This window comes from Hymenobacter crusticola, from assembly GCF_002154225.1.
In the GTDB taxonomy this organism is placed as follows: domain Bacteria; phylum Bacteroidota; class Bacteroidia; order Cytophagales; family Hymenobacteraceae; genus Hymenobacter; species Hymenobacter crusticola.
Genome location: NZ_MTSE01000152.1, coordinates 1 through 332, shown reverse-complemented (window position 1 = coordinate 332; position 332 = coordinate 1). Strand labels below are relative to the sequence as shown.

At 56.3% G+C, this 332-nt stretch carries 1 protein-coding gene; it reads left to right on the top strand.

Annotated features, from left to right (window positions below):
• Positions 1 to 219: 219 nt before the first annotated feature.
• Positions 220 to 332: SDR family NAD(P)-dependent oxidoreductase (locus BXP70_RS29800; protein ID WP_143436805.1), on the top strand; the 113-nt coding region annotated here is incomplete at its 3' end.

Genomic DNA, 332 nt, shown 5'->3' with positions numbered 1-332 from the left:
TGGACGCTGTGGGAAATTGCCGACAGCCTAGGCTTCGTGGATGTGGCGCACTTCTCGCACTTCTTCCGCCGCTACGCCGCCGTGAGTCCCGGCGTGTTTCGCACGTTGGAAGCCGAGGTGGTTTGATTTATACAAGAAGCCGATTGGCGGGTACAACAGTGTTGGGAGCTGGGTAGAGGACCTTTGTCGTGTTCAATTAATGCGACAATTACACTCCATATGAGCACCAATAAAATTGCCCTCGTCACCGGCGGCAGCCGCGGCCTAGGCAAAGACATGGCCCTGAAACTAGCCCAGCACGGCATCGACGTTATCCTGACCTACCGCAGCCA